The organism is Billgrantia sp. C5P2, from assembly GCF_051062895.2.
On record NZ_CM128542.1, the window covers coordinates 3,074,757 to 3,095,301 of the forward strand.

At 65.3% G+C, this 20,545-nt stretch carries 19 protein-coding genes; 11 read left to right on the forward strand and 8 right to left on the reverse strand.

All coding sequences use genetic code 11. The features are described from left to right. Nucleotides 1-12: 12 nt before the first annotated feature. From ACRWQA_RS14185 to ACRWQA_RS14195, 3 genes are read right to left on the reverse strand one after another with little or no spacing between them, the layout of a single operon-like run. The gene (locus ACRWQA_RS14185; RefSeq protein ID WP_434229501.1) at nucleotides 13-3,015 is read right to left on the reverse strand and encodes an efflux RND transporter permease subunit; all 3,003 of its coding nucleotides are present in this window, start codon (nucleotides 3,013-3,015) and stop codon (nucleotides 13-15) included. Next, complete coding sequence (locus ACRWQA_RS14190) at nucleotides 3,012-4,085, reverse strand: efflux RND transporter periplasmic adaptor subunit (protein WP_434229499.1); 1,074 nt, start codon at nucleotides 4,083-4,085, stop codon at nucleotides 3,012-3,014. Before ACRWQA_RS14190 ends, ACRWQA_RS14185 begins: the two co-directional genes overlap by 4 nt. Nucleotides 4,086-4,141: 56 nt before the next feature. Next, a complete protein-coding gene (locus ACRWQA_RS14195; protein WP_434229497.1) occupies nucleotides 4,142-4,747 on the reverse strand; it encodes a TetR/AcrR family transcriptional regulator in 606 nt (201 codons plus the stop codon). A 150-nt stretch (nucleotides 4,748-4,897) separates the two neighbouring features. Here ACRWQA_RS14195 and mnmA point away from each other — a divergent pair, with 150 nt between their 5' ends. From mnmA to ACRWQA_RS14235, 8 genes are all read left to right on the forward strand, one after another. Then, complete coding sequence (mnmA, locus tag ACRWQA_RS14200) at nucleotides 4,898-6,010, forward strand: tRNA 2-thiouridine(34) synthase MnmA (protein ID WP_263583270.1); 1,113 nt, start codon at nucleotides 4,898-4,900, stop codon at nucleotides 6,008-6,010. Continuing rightward, the gene (gene hflD / locus ACRWQA_RS14205) at nucleotides 6,007-6,645 is read left to right on the forward strand and encodes a high frequency lysogenization protein HflD (RefSeq protein ID WP_263583269.1); all 639 of its coding nucleotides are present in this window, start codon (nucleotides 6,007-6,009) and stop codon (nucleotides 6,643-6,645) included. The genes mnmA and hflD overlap by 4 nt, the downstream gene beginning before the upstream one ends. Nucleotides 6,646-6,723: 78 nt before the next feature. After that, nucleotides 6,724-8,088: an adenylosuccinate lyase gene (purB, locus tag ACRWQA_RS14210; RefSeq protein ID WP_434229530.1), complete on the forward strand. Its 1,365-nt coding sequence runs from the start codon at nucleotides 6,724-6,726 to the stop codon at nucleotides 8,086-8,088. A gap of 34 nt (nucleotides 8,089-8,122) precedes the next feature. Next, on the forward strand, nucleotides 8,123-8,686 hold the full coding sequence (locus ACRWQA_RS14215) for a cob(I)yrinic acid a,c-diamide adenosyltransferase (RefSeq protein ID WP_434229496.1): 564 nt from the start codon (nucleotides 8,123-8,125) through the stop codon (nucleotides 8,684-8,686). Nucleotides 8,687-8,706: 20 nt separating this feature from the next. Next, complete coding sequence (locus ACRWQA_RS14220; RefSeq protein ID WP_434229493.1) at nucleotides 8,707-9,879, forward strand: JmjC domain-containing protein; 1,173 nt, start codon at nucleotides 8,707-8,709, stop codon at nucleotides 9,877-9,879. 4 nt (nucleotides 9,880-9,883) lie between these two features. Then, nucleotides 9,884-10,315, forward strand: coding sequence for a GNAT family N-acetyltransferase (locus ACRWQA_RS14225; protein ID WP_434229491.1), 432 nt, complete (start codon nucleotides 9,884-9,886; stop codon nucleotides 10,313-10,315). A gap of 394 nt (nucleotides 10,316-10,709) precedes the next feature. Then, on the forward strand, nucleotides 10,710-12,305 hold the full coding sequence (locus tag ACRWQA_RS14230; RefSeq protein ID WP_434229489.1) for an isocitrate lyase: 1,596 nt from the start codon (nucleotides 10,710-10,712) through the stop codon (nucleotides 12,303-12,305). A 273-nt stretch (nucleotides 12,306-12,578) separates the two neighbouring features. Further along, on the forward strand, nucleotides 12,579-13,046 hold the full coding sequence (locus ACRWQA_RS14235; protein WP_263583264.1) for an outer membrane lipoprotein: 468 nt from the start codon (nucleotides 12,579-12,581) through the stop codon (nucleotides 13,044-13,046). Nucleotides 13,047-13,153: 107 nt separating this feature from the next. Here the strand turns inward: ACRWQA_RS14235 and ACRWQA_RS14240 are convergent, their stop codons facing one another. Beyond that, entirely contained in the window at nucleotides 13,154-13,438 is a 285-nt protein-coding gene (locus ACRWQA_RS14240) for a hypothetical protein (protein WP_263583263.1), read from the reverse strand. A gap of 213 nt (nucleotides 13,439-13,651) precedes the next feature. Here ACRWQA_RS14240 and ACRWQA_RS14245 point away from each other — a divergent pair, with 213 nt between their 5' ends. After that, nucleotides 13,652-14,134: an FKBP-type peptidyl-prolyl cis-trans isomerase gene (locus ACRWQA_RS14245; protein ID WP_111412531.1), complete on the forward strand. Its 483-nt coding sequence runs from the start codon at nucleotides 13,652-13,654 to the stop codon at nucleotides 14,132-14,134. A 63-nt stretch (nucleotides 14,135-14,197) separates the two neighbouring features. Here the strand turns inward: ACRWQA_RS14245 and ACRWQA_RS14250 are convergent, their stop codons facing one another. Continuing rightward, nucleotides 14,198-14,848 carry a CDP-alcohol phosphatidyltransferase family protein gene (locus tag ACRWQA_RS14250; protein WP_263583262.1) on the reverse strand — a complete coding sequence of 217 codons (651 nt, stop codon included), beginning with the start codon at nucleotides 14,846-14,848 and terminating at the stop codon, nucleotides 14,198-14,200. Further along, the gene (locus ACRWQA_RS14255; RefSeq protein ID WP_434229485.1) at nucleotides 14,841-17,075 is read right to left on the reverse strand and encodes a dihydrolipoyl dehydrogenase family protein; all 2,235 of its coding nucleotides are present in this window, start codon (nucleotides 17,073-17,075) and stop codon (nucleotides 14,841-14,843) included. Before ACRWQA_RS14255 ends, ACRWQA_RS14250 begins: the two co-directional genes overlap by 8 nt. A 110-nt stretch (nucleotides 17,076-17,185) precedes the next feature. Between ACRWQA_RS14255 and msrA the strand changes: the two genes are divergently transcribed. Beyond that, nucleotides 17,186-17,803 (forward strand): peptide-methionine (S)-S-oxide reductase MsrA, encoded by a 618-nt coding sequence (msrA, locus tag ACRWQA_RS14260; protein WP_434229484.1) that lies wholly within the window; start codon nucleotides 17,186-17,188, stop codon nucleotides 17,801-17,803. Here the strand turns inward: msrA and ACRWQA_RS14265 are convergent. Continuing rightward, on the reverse strand, nucleotides 17,789-18,991 hold the full coding sequence (locus tag ACRWQA_RS14265; protein ID WP_434229482.1) for an MFS transporter: 1,203 nt from the start codon (nucleotides 18,989-18,991) through the stop codon (nucleotides 17,789-17,791). The genes msrA and ACRWQA_RS14265 overlap by 15 nt on opposite strands. A gap of 110 nt (nucleotides 18,992-19,101) precedes the next feature. Here ACRWQA_RS14265 and ACRWQA_RS14270 point away from each other — a divergent pair, with 110 nt between their 5' ends. After that, complete coding sequence (locus ACRWQA_RS14270; RefSeq protein ID WP_434229480.1) at nucleotides 19,102-19,989, forward strand: LysR family transcriptional regulator; 888 nt, start codon at nucleotides 19,102-19,104, stop codon at nucleotides 19,987-19,989. A 37-nt stretch (nucleotides 19,990-20,026) separates the two neighbouring features. Here ACRWQA_RS14270 and ACRWQA_RS14275 read toward each other — a convergent pair whose 3' ends face one another. Next, nucleotides 20,027-20,521, reverse strand: a complete 495-nt coding sequence (locus ACRWQA_RS14275; RefSeq protein ID WP_434229478.1) for a C40 family peptidase — start codon at nucleotides 20,519-20,521, stop codon at nucleotides 20,027-20,029. Between the last annotated feature and the right edge of the window lie 24 nt (nucleotides 20,522-20,545).

Sequence of the window (20,545 nt, forward strand, 5' to 3'; positions counted from 1 at the left end):
GCCTGCGTTTCCTTAACTTCTGATCAGCAGGCGGTACAACGCCGGAATCACCAGCAGCGTCAACAGTGTGGAGGCGATCAGCCCGGAGATGATTGCCCAGGCCATCGGCGGCCACAGCGTCGACTGGGTGAGCGTCAGCGGTACGAGTCCGGCTACGGTGGTAGCGGTAGTGAGCAGCACCGGCCGCGTGCGGCGGGCTACGGCGGTGACCACGGCCTCGCCCACGTCGAACCCCTGGCGGCGGTTGGCATTCATCAGGTCGATCAGCACGATGGCATTGTTGACCACGATACCGACCAGCGCCACCACGCCGAGAATGGCAGTGAAGCCGAACGGCTGCCCGGTCAGCCACAGCCCCGGCACCACGCCGATTATCGACAACGGCACGGTGGTCAACACGATCGCCAGCTGGCGGAAAGAGTTGAACTGCGCCAGCAGGAAGATCACCAGCAGCAGGCCACCGAACGGCAGGGTCTGGAACAGCGCGGTGTTGGCATCGCCGGCCGATTCCGCCGCTCCGCCCACGGCATAGGTGACGCCGGCGGGCAATTCGAGCGCTTCCAGGCGCGGCAGGATCTCACCGAGCACACCATCATAGGTTCGACCGTCAGCCACTTCGGCCAATACCACCGTCATGCGACGCAGTCCACGATGCTGAATCACCGCCGGGCGCCAGGCCAGGTCCAGCGCGGCGATCTCGCCGAGCGGCACCGCATGCCCGTCGGTTGCGGCAAGGCGCAGCCCCTCGAGCCCATCAATGGAGAAGCGCTCGCCCTCCGGCGAGCGCACCAGTAGCGGCGCAGGGTCGCGGCCGGCACGCCAAGTGCTCACCTCGACCCCACGGCTGGCACCGGCAAGTGCCGTGGCCACGTCGCGTCGCGAGAGCCCGTACTCGGCGGCACGAGCGTCATCGGTCTCGACCCGCAGCGTGGCCAGCCCCTCTCCCAACCGATGGCGTGCATCACGGGCCCCCTCGGCCCCGCGCACCACGCTGAGAATACGGCCGGCGGCATCCGCCAGCGCGGCGCGATCCTCGGCATAGACACGAATCTCCACCGGCGCTTCCACTGGCGGCCCCTGCCCCAGGCGCCGAGCCACCACTTCGGCCTCGGGCAGGCGCTCCGGGGCCACATCCCTGACCCACGCCATCAGGCCCGCCAGGTCACCGGCATCGTCGGCTTCTACCACCAGCCGCGCCAGGTGCGATTGGCGCGGCTGCTCGACCAGGTTGTAGTAGAAGCGCGGGCCGCTGAAACCGACGAAGCGGTGTACTGCCCGCACTGCCGGGCGCTCAGCCAGCGCGGTAGCCAGCACCTCGGCCTGATGTGAAGTGGTGTCGAGATGGGTGCCCTCGGGAAAGTTGAGATCGACGACCAACTGGTTGCGATCGGTGTCGGGAAAGAAGTTCTGGTCGAGCAGCGGCATCATCGCTACGGCACCCACCAGCAGCACGACGGCACCTCCAAGCACCCAGACCGGCCAGCGCACGGCGAGCCGGCCAATGCGCTGCCCCATTGCCTGGAGCCGCTCGCGGCGCTCTTTGCGTCGAGGTTTGAGGATACTCGCGGCGAACACCGGCGTGACGAACACGGCGTAGAGGTAGCTCATCGCCAGGGTGAGCATCACCATGATCGGAATGGCGCGAGTGAAGTCGGCCGTATTGCCGCTGGAGAGCAACAGCGGAACGAACGCTGCCAAGGTAGTGCCCGTGGCGGCCAACAGCGGCGTGGCGAGCTCGCGCACGGAGCGGGTCACGGCCTGTGCCGCCGATCGCCCTTGGTCGCGATGCCACTGGATGTTCTCCACCATGACGATGGCATTGTCTACCAGCATGCCCAGTGCGATCACCATGCCGGCCACGGCGATCTGATGCAGCACGCCGCCCCCCATGGCGTAGAGGGCGAGAGAGGAGAAAGTCACCAGCGGCACGACCACCATCACGGCCAACCCCAGCCGCCATCCCATGGCCAGGAACAGCAGCACGCCGAGAATGCCGATCCCCAGCAGCAGCGAGAAGCCAAGCTCCGCCAGGCGTCGCTCGACCCAGCGCGGCTGGTAGAAGGTCTCCTCTATCGCCAGCGGGGCATAGGCCGGGCGCAGCTCGTCCACCAAGCGGCGCAGCCGCTCACCGAAGTCCACGGCATCGACCCGGTCGTTGGAGAGCACCAACCCCAGCGCCACCGCCGGCCTGCCATCGTGCCACAGCCGCTCGGTAGCGGGCTCACGAGGGGCGAGATGCACGTCGGCCAGTTCGCCGAGCGGCACTTGGTCGCCGCGCAGGGTGCGTATCGGGGTATTGGCCAGTTCCTCCAGCGAGTCGAACTCGGTGCGCGGGTCGAGCACCAGCGAGCGCCCACCGACCGACAGACTTCCTCCGGGCGAGGTCAGGTTGCGTGCGGCGAGTTGGTCACCCAATGCGCGGGCATCGAGTCCGGTCAGCTCGGCCAGGGTATCGTCCCAGCCGATCACCACCTGCTGTCCCGGGTCGGCCAACAGGTCGATACGGGCGATCTCCTTGAGCCGGAACAGATCCCGGCGCAGCCGCTTGGCCGCCTCGCGCAGCTCCAGGAGGTCGTCGGAGCCGGTCACCGCCAGTACGATGCCATGGGCATCCGAGTCCCGGTCGCTGATCTCGGCCTCGCCTACGCCATCGGGAAATTCACGGCTGGCCCGGTCGACGGCAATGCGTATTCGCTCCCAGGCGGCAGCGGTATCGTAGACGTGCTCATGCATCTCGACCGTGATGTGCGCCACGCCGAGGCGGGCGGTACCGATGATGTCGTTGACTTCCTCGATCTGGGCCAGTTCCTCCTCCAGCGGGTTGAGCACCAGCCGCTCGACCTGCTCCGGCTCCGCCCCGGGGTAGGGCACCAGCACCTGGCCGAAGCGATAGGGGAAGAAAGGATCCTCCTGGCGATCCATGGCCAGCCAGGCCGCCAGGCCGAGCAACGCCAGCAGCAGCGTGACGGTCAGGACCAGTCGCTTGTAGCGCAGCGAGGAGAGCAGCCAGCTCATGGCAGAACCCTCACCCTGTCACCTTCGTCCAGGCGCCCCTGCCCCGCCGTTACCACCCGTTCACCCGCGGCAAGCGATGCGGCCGATACCGTGACCCAGCCGTCGGCCAGGCGCCCCGGGGTCACGGCCATGCGCTGGATTGCATCGTCGTCGGTCAGTACCAGCACATGCGGAGCCTGACCACCGGGGTCGACCACCGCCGCCAGCGGCACTTGCACGACTGGCCGCGCGGACAGGGGAAGCTGCACGCGTAACGACTCTCCCAAGGCCGGGGCAGGCTCGCTCGCGATGGCAACGATGACAGGCGCCATGGCATCATCCGCACGGCCGACATGAGCGACCCGACCCGCAAGGCGCTGCGCCCCGGATATCGACATCAGGGTGGCTTCCTGCCCCACCTCGAGCCGAGCGGCAAGGCGCCCCGGCACCCGAATCTCCACCTCGCGCCCCGTGAGTCCAGCCAAACCCATCACAGGCTGGCCGGCGGCGACGAAATCGCCGGGCTCGACCAGCAGGTCGGTCACTTCGGCAGCGAATGGCGCACGCAGGGTCAGCTCGTCGAGCTGCGCCCGGGCCTCGTCGCGCTGCGCCAGCGCCTGCTCGCGGGCCTGGGAGAGGGCCTCGCGCTCCGAACGCAGACGATCCAGCTCCTCCTCGGCGCTGAGGTTGCGCTCACGCAACATGCGCGAACGCTCAACGTCGCGCCCCAGGCGGCTCAAGCTGGCATCCAGCTCACGCACCCGGGCTTCGGCGGCCGCCAGCGTCGGCGCCATGGCCGGATTGTGCAGCGTCGCCAGCGGCTCGCCCCTCTCGACCCGCTGCCCGCGCTCCACGTGCCGTTCCTGCAATACGCCGCCATGCAGGAAGGCAGGTGCCGCGCGTTCGCTGGCCCGCACCGTGCCGGGAAAGCGGTACCTCACTTCATCCTGGGACAGGCGCACCGCTTCGACGCGCACGCTGGGCAACGGCTCCTCGCCCCGCTCTACCTGAGCAGGCGCCGCATCGCAGCCCGCCAAGAGTGATGCGGTCAGCATCAGCGAAGCCGCAAGGCCCCCTCTCACCCTCCGCATTGTCAATTCTCCTCCGTAAACTGGCCGACCGGTCAGTTATATAGGTAAAAAAACACTTATTTCCGGGGCGTTACCCCTTCCATGAATATCTTCAGGAAATCCTCCAGGAACCCTTCATCGGTTCCCATGCCCGGCCAGTGTTCGTGATGGCATTTGGCCTCGAACCACTGGGTGCAGGTCATTACGAAGATGGCGATGACGTGGGTGGGGTTGATGTCCTGGCGCAGCAGGCCACGCCTCTGAGCCTGGCGAACCCACTCGGCCCCCGCGCCTACGAGCTGGTTGTCGAGTTCGCCACAGTGGCTGTCCCCCTCAAGGTGGGTCCAGGCGAACAGCCGCACCACGCCGGGGTTGTCGCGCAGGAAATGGAAATAGGCTTCTACCGAGCTGCGCAGCAGGGCGGCATCTGGCTCGCCGGCGTCCTCGAGCATGGCCATCTGGGCGGTGAAGTAGCGTTCGAAGGCACGGTTCTTGACCGCCTCCCACAGCTGCTCCTTGCTGCCGAAATGGTGGTGGATCAGGCTCTTGGTCACCTCGGCCGAACGCGCCAGCGCGCTGAGCTTGACGGCAGAGAAGCCCTGCTCGACGAACAGGGCTTCCGCCGCATCGAGAATACGGGCGCGGGTCAGTTCGGGGTCGCGGGTCTGGATTCTTTGGTTCATGTCGCGACGATAGCGCTAACTGGCCGGCCGGTCAATAAGCTTCCATACCGCTGCCGTGTGAAGACGTCATCCGCCGCGACAGGATGAAGACCCTCCAATTTGTAGGGTATAATCCCCGCCCATTTGCGACCTACTCAACCCGAGAGCGCCATGACCGCCACCTCAGGCAAGGTGATCGTCGGCATGTCCGGCGGCGTCGACTCCTCCGTTTCCGCCCTGCTGCTGCTGGAGCAGGGGTATCAGGTCGAAGGCCTGTTCATGAAGAACTGGGACGAGGACGACGGCACCGAGTACTGTACCGCCAAGGCCGACCTGGCGGACGCCCAGGCCGTGTGCGAGAAGCTCGGCATCAAGCTGCACAGCGCCAATTTCGCCGCCGAGTACTGGGACAACGTATTCGAGCACTTCCTGGCCGAGTACAAGGCCGGGCGGACGCCGAACCCCGACATCCTGTGCAACCGCGAAATCAAGTTCAAGGTCTTCCTCGAGTACGCCGAGATGCTCGGCGCCGACAAGATCGCCACCGGCCACTATGTCCGCGGCGGCGAACGCGGCGGGCGCCCGCGGCTGCTCAAGGGGCTCGATGCCAACAAGGACCAGAGCTACTTCCTGCACGCCGTGCCGGAGGCGGCCATTGCCCGCACGCTGTTTCCCGTCGGCGAACTGGAAAAGCCAGAGGTTCGCGCCATTGCGGAGCGCCATGGGCTGGCCACCGCACGCAAGAAGGATTCCACCGGCATCTGCTTCATCGGCGAGCGGCGCTTCCGCGACTTCCTGCAGCAATACCTGCCAGCTCAGCCGGGAGTGATCGAAACACCCGAAGGCGAAGTCATCGGCGAACACATGGGGCTGATGTACTACACCCTGGGCCAGCGCCAGGGGCTCGGCATCGGCGGGCTGGCCAACCACCCCGAGGAGCCGTGGTACGTGGCAGGCAAGGACCTCGAGCGCAACGTGCTGATCGCCGTCCAGGGCAAGCACCACCCGCTGCTATACACCGACTCGTTGGCCACCGAGGCGATGGACTGGGTCGCCGGCGAGCCGCCTGCTGCCGAGGGGCGCTACACCGCCAAGACCCGCTATCGGCAGGCCGACGTGCCCTGCCGGATGCAGACCCTCGCCGACGGCGGAGTGGAAGTGCACTTCGACGACCCGCAGCGCGCCGTCACCCCGGGACAGTCGCTGGTGCTCTACGACGGCGATATCTGCCTGGGCGGCGGTGTGATCCGCGACATCTGGAATGCCGAGGAGACCGGCGCATGAACACCACCCCTATTCATCGCGCTCCCGACACCGCCACGGCGCGCCAGGCCCTGGCACTGGCCGGCGTCTTCCAGGCCGCCAGCCTGGTCGACGAACTGGCTCGCACCGGCCAGGTCGACAGCCGGCCCTGGGAAACGCTGATCCGCGCCACCCTGGACACCAATCCGGAAAGCTTCGAGGCGATCTACGGTGGCCACCCCAACAACCTGCGCCGCGGCCTCGAGGTGCTCGAGGCGGTGGTCGGGCGCAAGCAGGCCAACCCGGTGGTGCTGCGCTACGGCTTCTCGCTGCTGCTGCTGATGAACAAGCTGCGCACCGACAATGCCATGATGGCCTCCCTCGGCCAGCACCTGAACCGCATCCAGGGCCAGGCCGAGCACTTCGGTGCCACCCACGAGAATGTCATCGCGAGCCTCGGCGAGGCGTACCAGGAGACACTCTCGACTTTCAAGACACGCATCGTGGTCCAGGGCGACCCTTCCATGCTGCAGAGCCGCATGATGCCCGAGCGGGTGCGCGCCATCCTGCTCGGCGGCATTCGCTTCGCCCTGCTCTGGCACCAGCAGGGCGGCCGACGCTGGAAGCTGGTCTTCCAGCGCGGTGCGCTGAAGAACGCCCTGGACCAGTTGGGCTGAGCCCTGTTGCCTGATACGCCTTTCCTACACGCCTTCCCCTTCCACGTATTTGGATAAACGACCATGCAAGCCGACTCCCTGCCCCTCTCCGCTCTCACCGCCCTCTCTCCCGTCGATGGCCGCTACGGCAGCAAAGCAGCGGCCCTGCGCGAGCACTTCAGCGAGTTCGGCCTGATTCGCGCCCGGGTGATCGTCGAGATCCGCTGGCTGCAGCGCCTCGCCGAACAGGGCGGCATCGTCGAAGTACCGCCGCTCTCCGCCGAGGCCACCGCCTTTCTCGAGGCGATGATCCGCGACTTCTCGCTGGCCGACGCCGAGCGCATCAAGGAGATCGAGCGCACCACCAATCACGACGTCAAGGCCGTTGAGTACTTCATCAAGGAGCAGATCGCCGCACAGCCGGAGCTGCATGCGGTCACCGAGTTCGTGCACTTCGCCTGTACCAGCGAAGACATCAACAACCTCTCCTATGGCGTCATGCTCGCCGACGGCCTCAAGGCCCTGCTGCCGGTGATGCACCAGGTGGCCGATGAGATCGCCGGATTGGCCCATGAACATGCCGCCCTGCCGATGCTCTCGCGCACCCACGGCCAGACCGCCAGCCCGACGACGCTGGGCAAGGAGATGGCCAACGTCGCCTATCGCCTGCGCCGCCAACTCGCGCAGATCGAAGGGGTCGAAATCCTCGGCAAGATCAACGGTGCGGTGGGCAACTACAACGCTCACCTGGCCACCTATCCGGAAGTCGACTGGGAAGCCAATGCGCGCACCTTCGTCGAAGGCCTCGGACTGACCTTCAACCCCTACACCACCCAGATCGAACCCCACGACTACATCGCCGAGCTGTTCGACGCCGTATGCCGCTTCAACACCGTACTGATCGACTTCGACCGCGACGTGTGGGGCTACATCTCGCTGGGCTACTTCAAGCAGCGGACCGTCGAGGGCGAAATCGGCTCCTCGACCATGCCGCACAAGGTCAACCCCATCGACTTCGAGAACTCCGAGGGCAACCTGGGCCTGGCCAACGCCGTGCTCGGCCACTTGTCGCAGAAGCTGCCCATTTCGCGCTGGCAGCGTGACCTCACCGACTCCACGGTGCTGCGCAACCTCGGCGTGGGCCTGGCCTACGGTCTGATCGCCTACCAGGCGGCACTCAAGGGCATCGGCAAGCTCGAGGCCAACCCGGCGCGCCTGGCAGAGGACCTCGACAGCAGTTGGGAGGTACTCGCCGAGCCGATCCAGACCGTGATGCGCCGCTATGGCATCGAGAAGCCCTACGAGAAACTCAAGGAGCTGACCCGCGGCAAGCGCATCGACCAGGCCGGCTTTGCCGCCTTCATCGACTCTCTCGAACTGCCGGCCGAGGTGAAGGGCGAACTCAAGGCGCTGACACCGGCCACCTATATCGGCAATGCCGAGGCCCAGGCCCGCCGGCTCTGAGTGCAACACGCGCAAAACGTCGCAGGAGGCAACGATGGTCAAGCTGACCAAGATCTACACCCGCACCGGGGACAAGGGCGATACCGGCCTGGGCGACGGCAGCCGGGTGGCCAAGCACGACCTGCGCGTGGAAGCCTTCGGCACGGTGGACGAGTCCAACGCTGTCATCGGCATGGCCCAGTTGCATGCCGAAGGCGACCTGCATGACGTTCTGGCCCGCGTGCAGAACGACCTGTTCGACGTGGGCGCCGACCTGTGCACACCCGAGCAGGAGTCACCCGAGTACCCGCCGCTGCGGGTCACGGCAGCACAGGTGGAATATCTTGAGGGCAGAATCGACGCCTACAACGCCGAGCTGGCCACCCTGCGCTCCTTCATTTTGCCGGGAGGTTCGCCACTGGCCGCCCACCTGCACCTGGCCCGCACCGTCACCCGCCGCGCCGAGCGCCTGGTCACTGCGCTGATGATCGAGCAGACGGTCAATCCCGACGTGCTACGCTACCTCAATCGCCTGTCCGATCTGCTGTTCGTCCTCGCCCGCCGGGCCAACGGCAACGGCGAGAACGATGTGCTGTGGGTGCCCGGCGCCAATCGATGAGCCTTCTCCAGGAGAACACCATGGCGAGCGATACCCCCCTGCCCCTGCTCGGCGGCCTCACGCCTGCCGAGTTCTTGCGCGACTACTGGCAGCGCCAGCCCTTGCTGATTCGCGGTGCCTTTGCCGACTTCGAGAGCCCGCTCGACCCCGACGAGCTGGCCGGGCTCGCCTGCGAGGAGGGCGTCGAAGCTCGACTGGTGGAAGAGGATGGCCCCGACGGCCCCTGGCAAGTCAGTCACGGCCCCTTCGACGAGGCCGTGTTCGGCGAGCTCCCCGAGCGCGACTGGACCCTGCTGGTACAGGCCGTGGACCACTACGTGCCGGAAGTGGCCGAGCTGCTCGACCGCTTCGACTTTCTGCCGCGCTGGCGGCTCGACGACGTCATGATCAGCTACGCCCCGCCGGGCGGCAGCGTCGGGCCCCATGTCGACCAGTACGACGTGTTCCTGCTGCAGGGCAGCGGCCAGCGCCGCTGGCAGCTCGGCGGCAAGGTGGCCGACGACGCCCCCATCATTCCTGGCATCGACCTGCGCATTCTCGAGCGTTTCGACGTCGAGCCGGGCGACGACTGGGTGCTGGAGCCGGGCGACATGCTCTACCTGCCGCCGGGCTGGGCGCACCACGGTGTCAGCCAGTCCGACGACTGCATGACCTACTCGGTGGGCTTCCGCGCGCCTTCGGCAGACGAGGCAATCACCTCCTATGCCGACTACCTCGGCGAGCAGCTTCCTGCCTCGCTACGCTTCGGCGACGCCGGCATGGCACCCCCCGCCGACCCGGCGGAGCTCGACGACGCCTCGCTCGAACGCATGCGCCGCCTGATCCTCGACACCCTCGACGATCCGGCCCAGCTCGCCCAGTGGTTCGGCCGCGTAATGACGCAGCCCAAGTATGTCGACCAGCTCGTCCCCAGCGAGACCCCTACCGACGTCGATGAGCTTGTCGCACGACTACAGGAGGGCGAGGAGCTTGCGCGCAGCCCCGGTTCTCGCTTCGCCTGGCGCGCCCTGGGCGAGCATCGTGCCACCCTGTTCGTCGACGGTGACGGCATCGAATGTCTCTTGCCGCTGGCAACGGCGCTGACCTCCGATACGCCGCTCGATGCCGAACTGCTGGCGTTCGATGGCGCCGCCGAACTGCTTGCCACCCTGCTCGATAGCGGCAGTCTCACCTGGTACGAAGAGGAGGAGTGAAGCCATGGCGGGGAGTGTCGTGATCCGTGAAGGGAGCTGGGCCGAGCTCGGTGAAGCCGCCAGCGAGATTCGCCGCGTGGTATTCATCGAGGAGCAGCAGGTGCCGCTGGAGGAGGAGTGGGATGGGCGCGACAACGCATGCCGCCACTTCCTCGCCGTGCGCGGCGACACGGCTCTCGGTACTGCCCGGCTGCTGCCCGACGGCCATATCGGCCGCGTTGCCGTGCTGCGCGAAGCGCGTGGCCTGGGCATCGGTGTGGCGCTGATGCAGGCCGCCATCGCATCGGCACGGCGCCTGGGTCATGCTCAGGTCGAACTCGCCGCCCAGACGCATGCACTCGCCTTCTATGAGAATCTGGGCTTCGTCTCTTTTGGTGACATCTTCATGGATGCCGGCATTCCGCATCGCAACATGCGGCTTGCGTTGCATAGCTAAAGCTTCCAGGCTCGACCTGTCCGATCGAAATACGACTACAGGAATGGCCTCCTATTTCCGTTCTTGTAGTCGAGCTACAACTCTCCCTGCCCCCAAGTGATGATTGTCCAGGCTAGAAGGCATGGGGCATAGTGGTGTCATGGCTACGTTAAAACGATTGTTCGATAACGGCCCGAAAGCCACTCGACCAAGTTTGTTTTAGCGTCCACTCAGGTTCGACCAAGGCCGTAGAGACATATTTCCCCTTGTGGTTGAACCTGACATGACTTCGCAGTTGCAGCATGCAGTCCGCAAGCGCACGGCAGAATTGCAGCAAGCGACCCGACGAGGCAACGAGCGCCGCCGCATGGCAATCGAGGCCGACGACATCACCTCAGATCGGAAGGATGGCACCATGTCATACAAAGACGACATCAAGGCACTGGCTCAACTGCGCGAGGCCCAGCAGGGCAAGTGGGCGAGCATCAGCCCCGAGAATGCCGCCCGCATGCGCGCCCAGAACCGCTTCAAGACCGGTCTGGACATCGCTCGCTATACCGCCAAGATCATGCGCGACGACATGGCCGCCTATGATGCCGACAGCTCCCAGTACACCCAGTCACTGGGCTGCTGGCACGGTTTCATCGGCCAGCAGAAGCTGATTTCCATCAAGAAGCACTTCGGCACCACCAAGCGCCGTTATCTCTACCTCTCCGGCTGGATGGTCGCCGCCCTGCGCTCCGAGTTCGGCCCCCTGCCCGACCAGTCCATGCACGAGAAGACCACCGTGGCGGGCCTGATCGAAGAGCTCTACACCTTCCTGCGCCAGGCCGACGCCTGGGAACTGAACCACCTGTTCCGTGATCTGGAAGCGGCCCAGAAAGCCGGCGACACGGCCAAGGCCGACGAACTGATCGCCAAGATCGACAACCACGAGACCCACGTGGTGCCGATCATCGCCGACATCGACGCCGGTTTCGGCAACGCCGAGGCCACCTACCTGCTGGCCAAGAAGATGATCGAAGCGGGCGCCTGCTGCATCCAGCTCGAGAATCAGGTCTCCGACGAGAAGCAGTGTGGCCACCAGGACGGCAAGGTCACCGTGCCCCACGAGGACTTCCTGGCCAAGATCAACGCGGTGCGCTATGCCTTCCTCGAGCTCGGCGTGGACGACGGCGTGATCGTCGCCCGCACCGACTCGCTCGGTGCCGGCCTGACCCAGAAGATCGCCGTGACCAAGGAGCCGGGTGACCTGGGCGACCAGTACAACAGCTTCCTCGACGGCGAAGAGATCACCTCCGCTTCCGATATCGACAACGGCGACGTGGTCATCAAGCAGAACGGCAAGCTGGTCAAGGTCAAGCGCCTGGCCTCCGGCCTCTACCAGTTCAAGCCGGGTACCGGCGAGGATCGCGTCGTGCTGGACTGCATCACCAGCCTGCAGAACGGCGCCGACCTGCTGTGGATCGAGACCGAGAAGCCCCACGTCGGCCAGATCGCCAGCATGGTCAACCGCATCCGCAAAGCGGTGCCGGACGCCAAGCTGGTCTACAACAACTCGCCCTCCTTCAACTGGACCCTGAATTTCCGCCAGCAGGTGTTCGACGCCTGGGAGAAGGAAGGCAAGGACGTTTCCGCCTACGACCGCGCCGGCCTGATGAGCGCCGAGTACGACGACACCGAGCTCGGCAAGCTGGCCGACGAGTGGACCCGCAACTTCCAGCGCGACGCCGCGCGTGAAGCGGGTATCTTCCACCACCTGATCACCCTGCCGACCTACCACACCGCTGCCCTGTCCACCGACAACCTGGCCAAGGGCTACTTCGGCGACGAAGGCATGCTGGCCTACGTGGCGGGCGTGCAGCGTCGCGAGATCCGCGAGGGCATCGCCACCGTCAAGCACCAGGACATGGCCGGCTCCAACATCGGCGACGACCACAAGGAGTTCTTCCACGGCGAAGCGGCGCTCAAGGCCGGTGGCAAGGACAACACCATGAACCAGTTCGGCTGAGCATGGCGACACGGTAGAATGACTGGAACCCTTGGGAGGCCTTGCGCCTCCCTTTTTTCGTTGATACATAGTCAGCGCGGCTCCTCATTGACGGCAAAACCCGCCCCGGCCGGACATTTCCACATTCTTTACCGCTTTGCCTTCACACCGAGTGGCACTAGCGCGCCAATACGCTGGTCAAATGAAGCATGAGTGGTTAAGCTGATTAGCAAACAGTGTTTCCCTAAACTGGCAACGGCGATCATCGGCATCGGCTTGCCTCAGGAGGTGTACATGAAGCGTCTTCTCCCCGTACTGGCTATCGGCATGCTGACCCTGGCCGGCTGCGCCAATACCTCGACCATGGGCGGTGACGTCTACCGCGGCAACCAGGCCCAGACCTCCCAGACCGTGACCTTCGGCACCATAACCGCACTGCGCCAGGTACAGATCCAGGCCGACAGCCGCATGGGCGGTATCATCGGTACCGGCGGCGGCGCCGTGATCGGCGGGCTGCTCGGCAACCAGGTGGGTGGCGGCTCCGGCCGGCAGCTGGCAACCGCGGCTGGCGTCATCGGCGGTGCCGTGGCAGGTAGCGCCGTCGAGGACTCGGCCAACCGCGTGCGGGCCTGGGAAATGGAGATTCGCCGTGACGACGGCCAGAACGTCGTCATCGTGCAGAAGGCCGACCGTCCCTACCAGGTCGGCCAGCGCGTACGCATGATCGGCAGCGGTGCCAACGTCAGCGTGGCACCTTACTGAGACAGCACGTTGCCGATGGCCACGGCCATCCACATGCAAAGGGCCCGCGGCAACTGCCGCGGGCCCTTTTGGTATCGAGTACCGCTGGTCAGGCGGTCCAGATCATATCAGTGGAAATTGGCCCTGCCCGTGGCCCAGCCGGCCACTTTCTTGACGATCAGCACCAGAATGGCAACAACGATTGCCGTCAGCAGCATGTCGATGGGACGCACCAGTGTCGTGGCCCCCAGCACGGCGAGCGCCACGCTCCAGACCCAGCGGTTGTCGTCATCGCTCTTGATGACGCGCGGTACCACCTTGTTCAATCCGGCACTGACGGAGGTTTCCCACTTCTTCAGGCTGAAATAGAGAATGAGGGCAAAGGCAATCAGCCAGATCACGATTTCGGTCATGGGCTCGCTCCAGGCAAGAGGTTGGCTCGAATGGGATGGAAAATGGATCACGCTAGGGTAGCCGCGGGGTTCCAGGGGCGCAACCACGCCAAAAGGCGTGAACGGAACTCAGGACCGACTTCAACAAGCTGAAAAAACCGCATCCCCCCTGACAGCTCCGGCCTCGCGCGTTACCATGGTTTGTACATGCACTCACCGAAAGGTTCATCATCAATGCAGATTGCGCAAAACTCCGTTGTCGCGTTCCACTACACCCTGACCAACGATGCAGGTGAAGTGCTGGACAGCTCGGAAGGCCGTCAGCCGCTGACCTATCTCCACGGCGCCGGCAACATCATTCCGGGGCTGGAGAAGCAGCTCGAAGGCCGCGAAGCCGGCGAAAAGCTCAACGTGACCGTTTCCCCGGAAGAGGGCTACGGTGAGGTGCAGCCCCAGTTGGTTCAGGAAGTGCCGCGCGACGCCTTCCAGGGCGTCGAGGCCGTCGAGCCGGGCATGCAGTTCCAGGCCCAGACCCAGGGCGGCCCGCTGATGGTCACCGTGACCAAGGTGGAAGGCGATACCGTGACGGTCGACGGCAACCACCCGCTGGCCGGCCAGAAGCTCAACTTCGACGTCGAGATCTCCGAAGTGCGCGAAGCCAGCCAGGAAGAGATCGAGCATGGCCACGTGCATGGCGAAGGCGGCCATCAGCACTGAACGCGACAGCATCCGCGAACACAAAGGGGCAGCCGTATGGCTGCCCCTTTTCTGTCGCTCTCTTCAACGCGATCCAGTGCGCCGTTCGCCCCGCGCGTCTTCCAGCTCCCGAAGCGTACGATAGCCTCCCCATAACCGCGTGGTGGTGGTAATCAGGCAAGCCACGGCAAAGAGCGTGGCCAGCAGGGCGAAATTCCCCGGCAGCAGGCAGAAGAGCACAAAGGCAAGAATGGTCTCCGTGCCCTCGGTCAGACCATGCAGATAGTAGAAGGCCTTCTGCTGGAACCGTGGCCGTTCGAGCCCATGGCGGGTCGCCATGATGGCAAAGGCCAAAAACGAGGTTCCGGTGCCGATGAAGGCGAACAGCAGGAAAGCCGCCGCCAGCGCGTTGCTCGCCGGGTCGGCCAGGGCGAAACCCAGCACCACGGCAGCGTAGAACACGAAGTCGAGGCCGATATCGAGAAAGCCGCCCGCATCGCTCGCCCTGCCCGTGAGCCGGGCCAAGGCACCATCCACGCCATCGCCCAGACGATTGAGCAGGATCGCCACCAGGGCTGCGACATACCACTCCATGGCCAGCAGCGGCAGGCTGAGCATGCCAATGACGAAGGCCGCCACGGTGACTCGATCGGGCCGGACTCCCCAGCCCATGAGCCGCCTCGCGATGAACGCCAACGGCGCCTGTGTCAGGGGCATGGTCCAGCGATCAAGCATCCCTTCTCCTCGTCTCTCTCATCTTCCTTTGCGTTTCGGCCATCGCGGCCCCGGACGCGCCTCGGCGCCAGGCAAAATAGCGGGCCAGCCAGCCCAGCAGGCGCTCGGGCTTGTGGGCATTCTTCCATGCGCCTGCGGTGGCCTTGGCCGCCTCCGACCAGGTGGGGTAGGGGTGCACCGTGCCCAGCAGCTTGTTCAGACCGATGCCGTGGGTCATCGCCAGTGTGAACTCGGCCAGCAGCTCACCGGCGCCCTGCCCCACCACGCTCGCCCCGAGAATGCGGTCCTTTCCCGGCACCGTCAGCACCTTGACGAAGCCTTCGGTCTGGCCCTCGGCAATGGCCCGGTCCAGCTCGGCAAGCTCGTAGCGCGTCACTTCGAAGTCGATGCCGCGGGCACGCGCTTCGCGCTCACTGAGCCCCACCCTTGCCACCTCCGGCTCGGTGTAGGTCACGGCGGGCAGTGCCCGATAGCTGACCCGGAAGCGCTTGAGCTCACCGAACAGCGCATTGACCGTGGCATGCCAGGCCTGGTGGGCGCTGGCATGGGTCAACTGGAAGGGGCCGGCCACGTCGCCACAGGCCCAGACGTTGGGCAGTACGCTCTGCAGGCTCTCGTCCACTGCCAGGGTGCCGTCCGGACGCGTCTCCACCCCCAGCGCCTCGAGCCCCATGCCGGCTACGTTGGCCTGGCGCCCCACCGCCACCAGCAGTTGGTCGAAGGGCAGCCGGTGCGTCTCGATCTCGCCCGATGCCAGGCGACGCTCCACCTCCAGCACATGGCCAGCGTCGAGCGCCTCGCCCGGTACGACGCGCACGGCACGGGTATCGAGCCAAAGCGCCACGCCTTCCCTCTCGAGGCGCTGGCGCAGCGCGTCGGCAGCGTCGACGTCCTCGCGCGGCAATAGCTGTGCCCCCATCTCCACCAGGCTGACACGGCTGCCCAGACGGGCAAAGCTCTGGCCCAGCTCGCAACCGATGGGGCCGCCGCCCAGCACCACCAGTCGCTCGGGCCGGGCCGTGAGCTGCCACAGGTTGTCCGAGGTCAGCGGCTCGATGGCCTCGAGACCGGGTAGCGGCGGCACCTTCGGCCGCGCCCCGCTGGCAATGATCACATGCCGTGTGGTGAGCACGCGTTCGCCGGTGTCACCCGTCACGCGAACCCGCCATGGATCCTGAAGGAAGGCCTCGCCGGCAAGCACCTCGACGCCGAGACCCTCGTAGCGCTCACGGCTGTCGTGGGGCTCCACTTCGCGAACGGCGCGCTGAACATGCGTCATGACCTCGCCGAAGTCGACACGCGGCTCGCCAGCATGAATGCCATAGCGGCCGGCGCCACGAACCTCCTCCGCCACTCGTGCTGCGCGAATCAGCGCCTTCGACGGCACGCAGCCGGTATTCAGGCAGTCGCCACCCAGTTTGTCACGCTCGACAAGCGCCACTTTGGCCTTTACCGCCGCGGCGATATAGCTTGCCACCAGGCCCGCCGAACCGGCTCCGATCACCACGATATCGTAGTCGAAGCGTGTCGGACGATGAAAGCGCTGCGCCAACCGGCGGCGCTTGGCAATGGCCACCAGACCGCGGGCCAGCCAGGGAAACAGGCCGATCAGCACGAACGAGCCGATCAACCCGGGTGAAAGAATACCCGACAGCGACTGCAGGTTGCCGAGTTCGCGCCCGGCATTCACGTACAGCGCCGTGCCGGGCAGCATGCCAAGCTGGCTGACCCAGTAGAAGGTCCACAGGCGCATGCGGGTCAGCCCCATCACCAGGTTGATGACGAAGAAGGGAAACAGCGGGATCAACCGCAGGGTGAAGAGATAGAAGGCGCCTTCGCGTCGGATACCGGCGTTGATGCGCTCGAGCTGCGGCGCGAAGCGCTTTTCCAACGGACCTCTCAGCAAAGTGCGGGCGATCAGCGCAGCCAGGGTGGCCCCCAGCGTACTGGCGAAAGAGATGATCAAAAGCCCCCAGCCGAGACCGAACAGGGCGCCGCCGAGCACCGTCAGCAGCGCGGCACCGGGCAGCGACAGCGCCGCCATGAGCACATAGATGACGAAGAAGCCGCCAATGACCGTCACCGGATCGCGCGCCAGCCAGGCCTGGAAGCGCGACTGTTCCACCTGCAGATTGGTCAGTGTCAGCACCTCATCGGCGCCGCTGAGGAAGTAGGCCGCAACGATGACGACAAGCAGTAAAAGCAAAATCAGGCGATGACGGGACAAGGGCGGCTCCTGGATTGACCATGCACTTTAACAGAGGCTATACGGAACCTGTGTCGCCTGACAGCTTCCAACCTTACAGTCTGCAAAAAAACGAAACGAGGAACCCCGTCATGACCAGGATACGAAGCGTCTTGCTGTATGGGCCGATGCTGCTGGCACTACCCTTCGGCACGGCCATGGCGAACGAGGAAACCGCCAGTGCCGTCTTTGGCGGCGGCTGTTTCTGGTGCGTGGAGGAAGCCTTCGACAAGGTAGATGGCGTCGTTTCGACCACCTCCGGCTTCAGCGGTGGCCATGTCGAGAACCCCAGCTACGAGCAGGTGGTAGACGGCAATACCGGCCACGTCGAAGTGGTCCAGGTGGAGTACGATCCCGCTGAAGTGGACTATGCCGAGCTGCTGGATGTGTTCTGGCGCAATATCGATCCCTTCGCCGTCGACCGCCAGTTCTGCGACGCGGGCGAGGCCTACCGCAGCGTGATCTACTACGGCAGCGACGAGGAGCAGGCTCTGGCCGAGGCCACCCGAGACGAACTCGCCGAGCGCTTCGACCGCGAGATCGCCACCGAGATCACCCCCTTCGAGGCCTTCTATCCGGCCGAGGAGTATCATCAGGACTACTATCGCAAGAACCCGGTGCGCTACAACTACTACAAGTCGGCCTGCGGCCGCGAGCGTCGCCTCAAGGAGGTGTGGGGCAACGAGGCGGGTAGCCTAGCGGGCCAGTGATGGCTGGCCGAGGTCACGTTCGCTGCGCCACAGCCATAGCGCAATGCCCAGCGTCACCGTCAATAGCAGCCAGGAGCCGATGACCACGCCGAGCCAGCCGCCCTGCTGCCAGAACGGCTCCAGCCAGAGGCTGCCGAGGCTCGCCCCGAGGTAATAGAAGACCAGATAGAGTGCCGAGGCGCTGCCCCTCGCCCGCTGTGCCTGGCGACTGACCCAGCTCGAGGCCATGGAGTGAGCCAGGAAGAAGCCCACCGCATTCACCGTCAGTCCCACGGTGACCCAGGCCAGCGAATTCACCAGGGTGATGCATGTGCCTGCCATCAGGATGAGAATGCCCAGCGTCATGCAGGCAGGCTGGCTGAGGTGATACGTCAACCGGCCGGAGAATACCGAACTCAGGGTCCCGCCCAGGTAGGTAAGAAAGATCATTCCCAGCCAGCGGGCGCTCAGGCCGAACGGCTCCTCGGCCAGACGGAAGGTGATGTAGCTGTACTGGTTGATGAAGATGAGAAAGTTGATTCCGCCCAGCAGATAGGCGGCCAACAGCGGTGGATGGCGCAGGTGGCCCAGGAGATCCATCAAGGCTCCGCGCAGCTCGAAACGCCGCGGCGTGAACTGTCGAGGCGCAGGCAGCAGCCTCCAGAACAGCGCCACGCCGGCCAGGGTCACCAGGCCTACCGTCAGGAAGCTGGCGCTGGCCCCGCCGATCTCGCCGATGCCCCCACCGATCAGCCGCCCACCGATACCACCCAGGGTATTGGCACCGATATAGAGCCCGACGGCCGCCATCAGCGCCGGACGCTCGAACTCGTCGCCCATCCAGGCAATGGCGACTGCCGGCAGCCCACCCAGCACGAAGCCCTGGACCAGGCGCAGCCCCAGCAGGACCTCGAAGCTGGGCGCCAGGGCCAGCCCCAGTGAACAGAGCCCGGTCACCAGCAGCGTCACGCGCATGATGCCACCGCGTCCGATGGCGTCCGACAGCGGACCGAAGACCAGCAGCGCGGCGGCTAGCGCTAGCGTGGCCACCGACATGACAAGGCTAACACCCAGCGTCGAGACGCCATAGGTCTGGCGCAGGTCGGGCAGCAGCGGCTGCGGCGCATAGAGATTGACGAACACCAGAATGGAGCCGAGGCAGAGCGCCAAGGTAGCGCGCCACCAGGCGCGGGAACGAGTGACGATCATGCGCGGGCACCTGAGCGGAAAGCTTGCCACCCATGTTCAGCCATGCAGAATGATAAGCCAAACAGAATAAAATGATTGCCACTATCTGTTTAACTTATCAAGGAGCCGCCATGGCCCTGCCCTTCGACCTGCGTGCCCTGCGCGTCTTCGTCACGGTAGCCGATCGGGCCGGCTTCAGTGCCGCTGCTCGAGAACTCCACGTGGCCCAGTCCGCCGTCAGCCAAACCATCGCCAACCTCGAGCGCCAGTTGGAGCTGACCCTGCTCCACCGCCATGAGCGGCGTATCGCCCTGACACCGGAGGGCGAAGCCCTCTACACCCACGCCAGCGAGCTGCTGGAACGTGCCCAGGCCGCCCACCTGGCCATGCAGGAGCTCCACGGGTTGGTCAAGGGAGAGGTGCGCATCGGCATCCCCTCGATGCTCGGCTCGTACTATTTTCCGCCGCTGCTGATGGGTTTCAAGGCGCAACATCCCGGTATCCGCCTGACCGTGGTGGAAGCCGGCGCACGCCGCTTGCAAAGCATGATTGCCGGCGGTGAGCTGGATCTCGGCGTTGTGATCGACGACGAGCAGAGTGGCCACCTGGAACGGCGGAGGCTGATCCGTGAGGAGATGGTGATCTGCGTGCCGTGTTCGCACTCCTTCGCGGGCAGGCGCAGCGTAAGCGCGTCGGAATTCTTCCAGGAACCGTTGGTTCTGTTCCAGGATGGTTACTTCCATCGCGAATTCGTCGACGCCTTGTCGCGGCAGACCGGCCTGGTTGCCAACATTGCCTTCCAGTCGAACCTGATCCCGTTGACCAAGGCCATCGTGCGTCAAGGCTTCGGTATCACCACCTTCCTGCGCCGGGTGGTGGACGAACCGGAGCTGGCCGCCGTCTCCTTCGACAGCCCGGCCTGGCTCGATCTATCGCTGGCCTGGGCCCGAGGAGCCTACCTGTCGCGCGCCGAGCAGGCCTTCGTCGACTTCGTACTCTCCCGCCGGGAAGCCTTGTAGAGTACCCAGCGCCTGATCTTACGAGATAAGTCGGGCTTCAGCCTTCACCTGGCGTGGTGACGCGCTGCGCCAGGGTGGTCGGCTCCAGGGTCCTGCGCGCCTGCCAGTAGTAGCGCTGCCAGTAGTTGCTGCCGAGTTCGGAGAGCATCACGCCCTGCGACGTCGAGGCGTGCAGGAAGTAGCCGTCGCCCACGTAGATACCCACGTGGTCGTAACGCCCCGGTGGTCGGAAGAAGACCAGATCGCCGACCTGCAGTTCGTCGCGGGAGACCTGCGTACCCTCCTGGACCTGCTCGCCGGTGGAGCGAGGAAGCTGCAAACGGAAGGTTTCGTTGAAAATGGCCTGTACTAGAGCCGAACAGTCGATACCGTTGCGGCCGGTGCCGCCAATTCGGTAGGGCGTACCGGCCCAGCGTTCATGCTGAGCCAGCAGCGCTTCACGCACCAGCTCGGGTGGCGGATTGTGCAGGCTGTTCACCCGCAGGATGGGATTGTCCACCGGGGACATCAGCGGGCTGGAGGAAGACGACATGCCAGGCAGCTGTCGAGCAAAGTA

Bases quoted from the DNA above. Each gene is read 5' to 3' on its own strand.
- ACRWQA_RS14185 (WP_434229501.1), bottom strand. From the start codon at position 3,015: ATGAGCTGGCTGCTCTCCTCGCTGCGCTACAAGCGACTGGTCCTGACC.
- ACRWQA_RS14190 (WP_434229499.1), bottom strand. From the start codon at position 4,085: ATGCGGAGGGTGAGAGGGGGCCTTGCGGCTTCGCTGATGCTGACCGCA.
- ACRWQA_RS14195 (WP_434229497.1), bottom strand. From the start codon at position 4,747: ATGAACCAAAGAATCCAGACCCGCGACCCCGAACTGACCCGCGCCCGT.
- mnmA (WP_263583270.1), top strand. From the start codon at position 4,898: ATGACCGCCACCTCAGGCAAGGTGATCGTCGGCATGTCCGGCGGCGTC.
- hflD (WP_263583269.1), top strand. From the start codon at position 6,007: ATGAACACCACCCCTATTCATCGCGCTCCCGACACCGCCACGGCGCGC.
- ACRWQA_RS14215 (WP_434229496.1), top strand. From the start codon at position 8,123: ATGGTCAAGCTGACCAAGATCTACACCCGCACCGGGGACAAGGGCGAT.
- ACRWQA_RS14220 (WP_434229493.1), top strand. From the start codon at position 8,707: ATGGCGAGCGATACCCCCCTGCCCCTGCTCGGCGGCCTCACGCCTGCC.
- ACRWQA_RS14225 (WP_434229491.1), top strand. From the start codon at position 9,884: ATGGCGGGGAGTGTCGTGATCCGTGAAGGGAGCTGGGCCGAGCTCGGT.
- ACRWQA_RS14230 (WP_434229489.1), top strand. From the start codon at position 10,710: ATGTCATACAAAGACGACATCAAGGCACTGGCTCAACTGCGCGAGGCC.
- ACRWQA_RS14235 (WP_263583264.1), top strand. From the start codon at position 12,579: ATGAAGCGTCTTCTCCCCGTACTGGCTATCGGCATGCTGACCCTGGCC.
- ACRWQA_RS14240 (WP_263583263.1), bottom strand. From the start codon at position 13,438: ATGACCGAAATCGTGATCTGGCTGATTGCCTTTGCCCTCATTCTCTAT.
- ACRWQA_RS14245 (WP_111412531.1), top strand. From the start codon at position 13,652: ATGCAGATTGCGCAAAACTCCGTTGTCGCGTTCCACTACACCCTGACC.
- ACRWQA_RS14250 (WP_263583262.1), bottom strand. From the start codon at position 14,848: ATGCTTGATCGCTGGACCATGCCCCTGACACAGGCGCCGTTGGCGTTC.
- msrA (WP_434229484.1), top strand. From the start codon at position 17,186: ATGACCAGGATACGAAGCGTCTTGCTGTATGGGCCGATGCTGCTGGCA.
- ACRWQA_RS14265 (WP_434229482.1), bottom strand. From the start codon at position 18,991: ATGATCGTCACTCGTTCCCGCGCCTGGTGGCGCGCTACCTTGGCGCTC.
- ACRWQA_RS14270 (WP_434229480.1), top strand. From the start codon at position 19,102: ATGGCCCTGCCCTTCGACCTGCGTGCCCTGCGCGTCTTCGTCACGGTA.
- ACRWQA_RS14275 (WP_434229478.1), bottom strand. From the start codon at position 20,521: ATGTCGTCTTCCTCCAGCCCGCTGATGTCCCCGGTGGACAATCCCATC.